Origin of the sequence: Micromonospora sp. M51, from assembly GCF_018070305.1 — a bacterium.
In the GTDB taxonomy this organism is placed as follows: domain Bacteria; phylum Actinomycetota; class Actinomycetes; order Mycobacteriales; family Micromonosporaceae; genus Micromonospora; species Micromonospora parva.
The window spans coordinates 1-6,140 of the sequence record NZ_JAGPXZ010000355.1; the positions used below are offsets into that span (position 1 = coordinate 1).

4 protein-coding genes and 3 pseudogenes are annotated in these 6,140 nt (G+C 70.6%); 6 read left to right on the plus strand and 1 reads right to left on the minus strand.

Annotated features, from left to right (window positions below):
• The 3 genes and pseudogenes from KBX53_RS19095 to ahcY form a co-directional block, all read left to right on the plus strand.
• Window positions 1–126: pseudogene (locus KBX53_RS19095) on the plus strand (cation transporter); the annotation flags it as partial.
• Window positions 127–217: 91 nt separating this feature from the next.
• Window positions 218–727 (plus strand): annotated as a pseudogene (locus KBX53_RS19100) (mannose-6-phosphate isomerase, class I); the annotation flags it as partial.
• A gap of 278 nt (window positions 728–1,005) precedes the next feature.
• Window positions 1,006–2,505: an adenosylhomocysteinase gene (gene ahcY / locus KBX53_RS19105; protein ID WP_210860776.1), complete on the plus strand. Its 1,500-nt coding sequence runs from the start codon at window positions 1,006–1,008 to the stop codon at window positions 2,503–2,505.
• Window positions 2,506–2,635: 130 nt separating this feature from the next.
• On the opposite strand, the gene KBX53_RS19110 is transcribed toward ahcY, so the two are convergent.
• Window positions 2,636–2,794, minus strand: a complete 159-nt coding sequence (locus KBX53_RS19110) for a hypothetical protein (RefSeq protein ID WP_210860778.1) — start codon at window positions 2,792–2,794, stop codon at window positions 2,636–2,638.
• Window positions 2,795–3,094: 300 nt separating this feature from the next.
• On the opposite strand from KBX53_RS19110, the gene mtrA reads away from it, so the two are divergent.
• The 3 genes and pseudogenes from mtrA to KBX53_RS19125 form a co-directional block, all read left to right on the plus strand.
• The gene (gene mtrA, locus KBX53_RS19115) at window positions 3,095–3,784 is read left to right on the plus strand and encodes an MtrAB system response regulator MtrA (RefSeq protein WP_030331519.1); all 690 of its coding nucleotides are present in this window, start codon (window positions 3,095–3,097) and stop codon (window positions 3,782–3,784) included.
• Window positions 3,785–3,796: 12 nt separating this feature from the next.
• Window positions 3,797–5,584 carry an MtrAB system histidine kinase MtrB gene (gene mtrB / locus KBX53_RS19120; RefSeq protein WP_051708407.1) on the plus strand — a complete coding sequence of 596 codons (1,788 nt, stop codon included), beginning with the start codon at window positions 3,797–3,799 and terminating at the stop codon, window positions 5,582–5,584.
• Window positions 5,581–6,140 (plus strand): annotated as a pseudogene (locus tag KBX53_RS19125) (hypothetical protein); the annotation flags it as partial. The gene mtrB and the pseudogene KBX53_RS19125, both read left to right, overlap by 4 nt.

Consider the following 6,140-nt stretch of genomic DNA (forward strand, 5'->3'; position numbering starts at 1 on the left):
GCGAAGATCGCCGTGCCGGAGTGGGAGAGCGCCCACGACCTGGCACGCGGCATCAACGCCGTCGAGGCGCGGATCCGGGCCGCGGTGCCGATCGCCCGGGTGATCTATCTGGAGCCGGACGTCTACAGCGTCGCTGCCGCCAAGGCCGGGACCGGTGCCGCCGCCGACACCGCCGTGCCGCAGCCACAGGCCGCGTCGGGCGAGGCGGACGGGCGGCCCGGGGGATCCGGGCGCGCTGGTCGCGTTGCTGCTGCACCACGTGCGGCTGGTGGCGGGGGAGGGGATCTGGATGCCCGCCGGCAACCTGCACGCCTACCTGAGCGGCTGCGGAGTGGAGATCATGGCGGCCAGCGACAACGTGTTGCGCGGCGGCCTGACGCCGAAGCGGGTGGACGTCGACGAGCTGTTGCGGGTGTTGCGTTTCGAGGTGCTCGACGATCCGGTGCGGGCCCCGGAGACGGTCGGTCCGGGCGTGGACTGGTGGCCGGTCCCGGTGGACGATTTCGCGCTGCACCGGGTGCGGGTCGACGCGGCGGTGCCCTCGGTGTCGCTGCCGCTGCCCGGCCCCCGGGTGGTGCTCTGTGCTGGCGGCTCGATCACCGTGGACGACGGGGCCGGCGCGTTGACGCTGGTCTCCGGTGAGGCCGCGATCGGTACGGCGTCCGATGCGCCGTTGCGGATCGACGGGGCCGGTATGGCGTACGTGGCGACGTCCGGGCTGCGCTGACGCGCTTGCCGGCGACGACACAAGTCCGACTTTCCCGGAATAGCTTGACGTCATCCTGACTGAGTGTGACTCTATGGGTACGCAGCGTTATCGCGACGACGGTCCGAGAACGTGCGGGGGAAACCAAACCGGGGGGATGCACGGGGCGGGCGGGAGATGGCGGGAAGGTCCGTCCATCACCGACCGCCCCGTGCGCTGTCCGCGGACCGTGCCTGAGGCCCGTCGCCGACGCGCGTAAGGTGGAGGGTCGGCGCAGACATCGTTCGACAGGAGCTTTCATGACCAGCACCCTCCCGGCGTCCGCCAGCGGCACGCCGTCCGAGGCCCGGCCGAGCACGCTCGCGGACGGCGACTTCAAGGTGGCGGATCTGTCGCTCGCCGAGTTCGGGCGTAAAGAGATCCAACTCGCCGAGCACGAGATGCCCGGCCTGATGGCGATCCGTCGGGAATTCGCCGACGCGCAGCCGCTCGCCGGCGCGCGGATCACCGGCTCGCTGCACATGACCATCCAGACCGCCGTGCTGATCGAGACGCTGGTCGCGCTCGGCGCGCAGGTGCGCTGGGCGTCCTGCAACATCTTCTCCACCCAGGACCACGCCGCCGCGGCGATCGTCGTCGGCCCGAACGGCACCCCCGAGGCGCCCGCCGGGGTCCCGGTGTACGCCTGGAAGGGCGAGACCCTGCCGGAATACTGGTGGTGCACCGAGCAGGTGCTCGACTGGCCGGACGGGCAGGGTCCCAACATGATCCTCGACGACGGCGGCGACGCCACCCTGCTGGTGCACAAGGGCGCCGAGTTCGAGCGGGCCGGGGCGGTCCCGCCGGTCGAGTCCGCCGACTCCGAGGAGTACGCGGTCATCCTCGAACTGCTGCACCGCTCGCTCGGCGAGGACAACCAGCGCTGGACCCGGATCTCCACCGGCATCAAGGGCGTGACCGAGGAGACCACCACCGGCGTGCACCGGCTCTACGAGATGCACCGGGCGGGCACCCTGCTCTTCCCGGCCATCAACGTCAACGACTCGGTGACCAAGAGCAAGTTCGACAACAAGTACGGCTGCCGGCACTCGCTCATCGACGGCATCAACCGGGCCACCGACGTGCTGATCGGCGGCAAGATGGCGGTCGTCATGGGCTACGGCGACGTGGGCAAGGGCTGCGCCGAGTCGCTGCGCGGCCAGGGCGCCCGGGTCGTGGTGACCGAGGTGGACCCGATCTGCGCGTTGCAGGCGGCGATGGACGGCTACCAGGTCGCCACGCTGGACGACGTGGTCGAGCAGGCCGACATCTTCATCACCGCCACCGGCTGCTTCGACGTCATCACCAACGAGCACATGGCCCGGATGAAGCACCAGGCCATCGTCGGCAACATCGGCCACTTCGACAACGAGATCGACATGGCCGGGCTGGCCAAGCGTTCCGACGTCGAGCGGATCAACATCAAGCCGCAGGTCGACCTGTGGCGCTTCGCCGACGGGCACGCCATCATCGTGCTCTCCGAGGGTCGCCTGCTGAACCTGGGCAACGCGACCGGGCACCCGAGCTTCGTCATGTCGAACTCGTTCGCCAACCAGACGATCGCCCAGATCGAGCTCTTCACCAAGACCGAGGAGTACCCGATCGGCGTCTACGTGCTGCCCAAGCACCTGGACGAGAAGGTGGCCCGGCTGCACCTCGGCGCGCTCGGCGCCAAGCTGAGCACGCTGACCAAGGAGCAGGCCGACTACCTCGGCGTCTCCCAGGAGGGTCCGTTCAAGCCGGACCACTACCGCTACTGATCGACACGTTCGGACCGGGTCGGCTGTTCGCAGCCGGCCCGGTTCGGCGTCTCCGCCGCCGGTCTCGGCGGGTCAGCGTCTCTGCCGTCGGCTCTCGGCGGGTCAGCCTTTCCGTCGCCGGCTTCGGCGGTCAGCCTGAACGGGGGCCGCGCCGGGTGGGCCGGAACCACGTCCAGACGCACCAGACCAGCCAGCCGACCGACACGATGGTGGCCAGCGCGCGTAGGCGTAGCGCGCTGAGCAGCAGCACCACGGCCAGCACCGCCAACCACGGCAGGAATCCCCTCACGGCGGGGATCCTTCCACAGCCGGGGGTGGGTACGCGTCGGCGAGGAGCGCCGGGGGTGTGGGCTGTTCGGTTGGCCCGTCGTCCGGATGGCGACAGTCGGGTCGGCCCGGCCTGCGGTGGCGCCGGGCGGCGCTCCCGAGGGATCATGGTGGCAGCCTGACCACGGCCATCCGTGCGCCGGGCACCGCAGCACGTGGCGCCGCCGCCGCGGACCGCGGTCACCCGATTTGCCGGCGGCGCGAAGCGCGTACCGGCAGACGCCGGTCCCACCGAACTGAATGAGGATGCAATATTAATCCCATGAGAGCCCGCGTACTGGTGGTCGACGATGACCCCGCGCTCGCCGAGATGCTCGGAATTGTGCTGCGTAGTGAGGGTTTCCTACCCTCGTTCGTGGCCGACGGCGAGCGGGCGTTGGCCGCTTTTCGCGACAGTCGTCCCGATATCGTGCTGCTTGACCTGATGCTTCCCGGCATGAGCGGTATAGACGTCGCCCGGTCGATCCGCGCGGAGTCCGGCGTGCCCATCGTCATGCTGACCGCCAAGAGCGACACCGTGGACGTCGTACTCGGCCTGGAGTCCGGTGCCGACGACTACGTGGTCAAGCCGTTCAAGCCCAAGGAGTTGGTGGCCCGGATGCGGGCCCGTCTGCGCCGAGGCGAGGACGTGGCCCCCGAGATGCTCACCATCGGGCCGCCCGACAACCAGATCACCATCGACGTGCCGGCGCACACCGTGAGCCGCAACGACGAGGAGGTGAAGCTGACTCCGCTGGAGTTCGACCTGCTTGTCGCACTCGCCCGCAAGCCTCGTCAGGTCTTCACCCGTGAGGTGCTGCTCGAGCAGGTCTGGGGCTACCGGCACGCGGCCGACACCCGTCTGGTCAACGTGCACGTCCAGCGGCTGCGGGCCAAGATCGAGCCGGACCCGGAGCGGCCGGAAATCATCCTCACCGTGCGGGGCGTGGGCTACAAGGCGGGGACCGGATAGCCTGGTCGCACTGTGTCAACCTCGCCGCCGCCACCCTCCCCGAGTACGGCGCCCCGCCGGCCCAGCGCCGCCGGGGAGCTCTGGCGTGCGGTGAGTGTCCGGGTCGCGGGCGTGCTGGGTCGGGCGCACCAGACCTGGCGCCGCTCGCTCCAGGTCCGGGTGGTGACCATCACGCTCGTCGCGTCCAGCCTGCTGGTCGGCGGCTTCGCGTTCCTCATCGCTGACAAGATCACCACCATCCTGCTCGACAGCGCGCGCAGCGACGTGCGGCAGCGGGTGACCAGTGGTGCCAGCTACGCGGCCAAGCAGGTCTCCTTCTATGGGCAGCCGCAGGAGGCGCAGCTTCAGGAGACCATCGACGGCACCGTCAACTACCTGGCCGGCGGCGACCCCCAGCAGACCAGCGGGGTGGTGGTGGCGATCACCGCCGACGACTACCCCAACGACATCCAGACCCGCACCTCCCCGTCGGCGAACGTCCAGCCGCTGATCAGCCCCGAGCTGCGCGCCGCGATCGCCGACGGCAAGGTGGCCAGCCAGATCCGCACCGGGCGACTCACCGACGAGACCACCAAATACCTGGTCTACGGCTCACCGGTGCCGACCCGCTTCGGCCAGATCGAGCTCTACTATCTGGTCCCGCTGGGCCGGCAGGACGTCACCGCCGCCGACGCCCGAGCCACAGTGGTGGCCACCGGCGTCGCCCTGGTGATCCTGCTCGGCCTGCTCGCGGCGCTGGTCACCCGGCTGGTGGTCAACCCGGTCCGGGTCGCCGCCCGCACCGCCCAGCGGCTCTCCGCGGGCCTGCTCGACCAGCGGATGGTGGTCAACGGCGAGGACGACCTCGCCCTGCTCGCCGCGTCGTTCAACCAGATGGCCACCAACCTGCAACGGCAGATCCTGCGCCTGGAAGAGATGTCCCGGTTGCAGCGCCGCTTCACCTCCGACGTCTCCCACGAGCTGCGGACCCCGCTGACCACGGTCCGGATGGCCGCTGACCTGATCTTCGCCGAGCGCGACGAGTTCGACCCGGCGGTCGCCCGCAGCGCCGAACTGCTCCAGGCCGAGCTGGACCGATTCGAGGAACTGCTCACCGACCTCTTGGAGATCAGTCGGTTCGACGCGGGCTTCGCCATGCTGGATTCCGAGCCGACCGACCTGGTGCCGGTGGTGCACCGGGTGGTCGACCGGCTGGCCGGGCTGGCCGAGCGGGTGGGCGTACCGATCGAACTCGACCTGCCGGGCACGCCGGTGATCGCCGAGGTTGACCCGCGCCGGGTCGAGCGGGTGCTGCGCAACCTGGTCGGTAACGCTGTCGAGCACGGTGAGGCCCGGCCGGTGCTGATCACCCTCGGCATCGACGAGACCGCCGTGGCGATCACCGTCCGGGACCACGGTGTGGGGCTGAAGGTGGGCGAGGAGAAGTTGGTGTTCAACCGGTTCTGGCGGGCGGACCCGTCCCGGGCCCGGCAGACCGGGGGCACCGGCCTCGGCCTGTCGATCAGCCTGGAGGACGCTCGGCTGCACGGCGGCTGGCTGGAGGCGTGGGGCGCTCCCGGGCAGGGCGCGCAGTTCCGGCTCACCCTGCCGGCCCGTGCCGGCGACCGGCTGACCACCTCGCCGCTGCGGCTGGTGCCGGCCGACGCGACGCTGCCGTTCGGCGGCCCCCGCGACGGCAACCCTCGCGATGGTGGCTCCCGTGACGGCGGCCAACTTGCCATCGGTCCCGGCACCGGCGGGGCACTGGCGATCGGTCCGGCTCCGGCCGGCGACGGGCAGCGGACGGAGGTGCACTCGTGAGACGGCCGACCCTGCTCGGGACCTTCGGCGTGATGGTGCTGCTGGGCGCCGGCTGCGGCATTCCGGCGGCCTCCGACGTGCGGGTGGACGGCAAGGGCGGTGCCGCGACCGAGGCCGGTGTGATCAGCCGGGGCAGTGAGCCACCGACGCGGACCGCCAGCGGCACCCTCCAAGAGGTGTTCGTCCGCAACTTCCTGTCCGCCGCCGCAGGCGAGCCGGATCGGGCGTACGAGCGGGTCAAGGCGTTCGTCGCCCCGGAGGACAAGATCCGCCTACAGGACAAGAAGGGCAGCGAGGTCGCGCTGAACGTGGTGCGGCTGCGCGAGGCGGTCTACACCCCCAACAGGGACTTGACCACGACCGTGAAGATCACGGTGCAGCAGATCGGTGTGCTGCGGGCCAACGGCACCCTGGCTCCGCCGGTGGCGACCGAGACGGAGTACGAGTTCGGCCTGCGCAGCGCGTCGTTCGACGGCGGCGTCGACGATGACCGCGCCGGCCTGTACATCATCAACCCGCCCAACGTGCTGCTGCTCAGCGACACCGCGCTCCGACA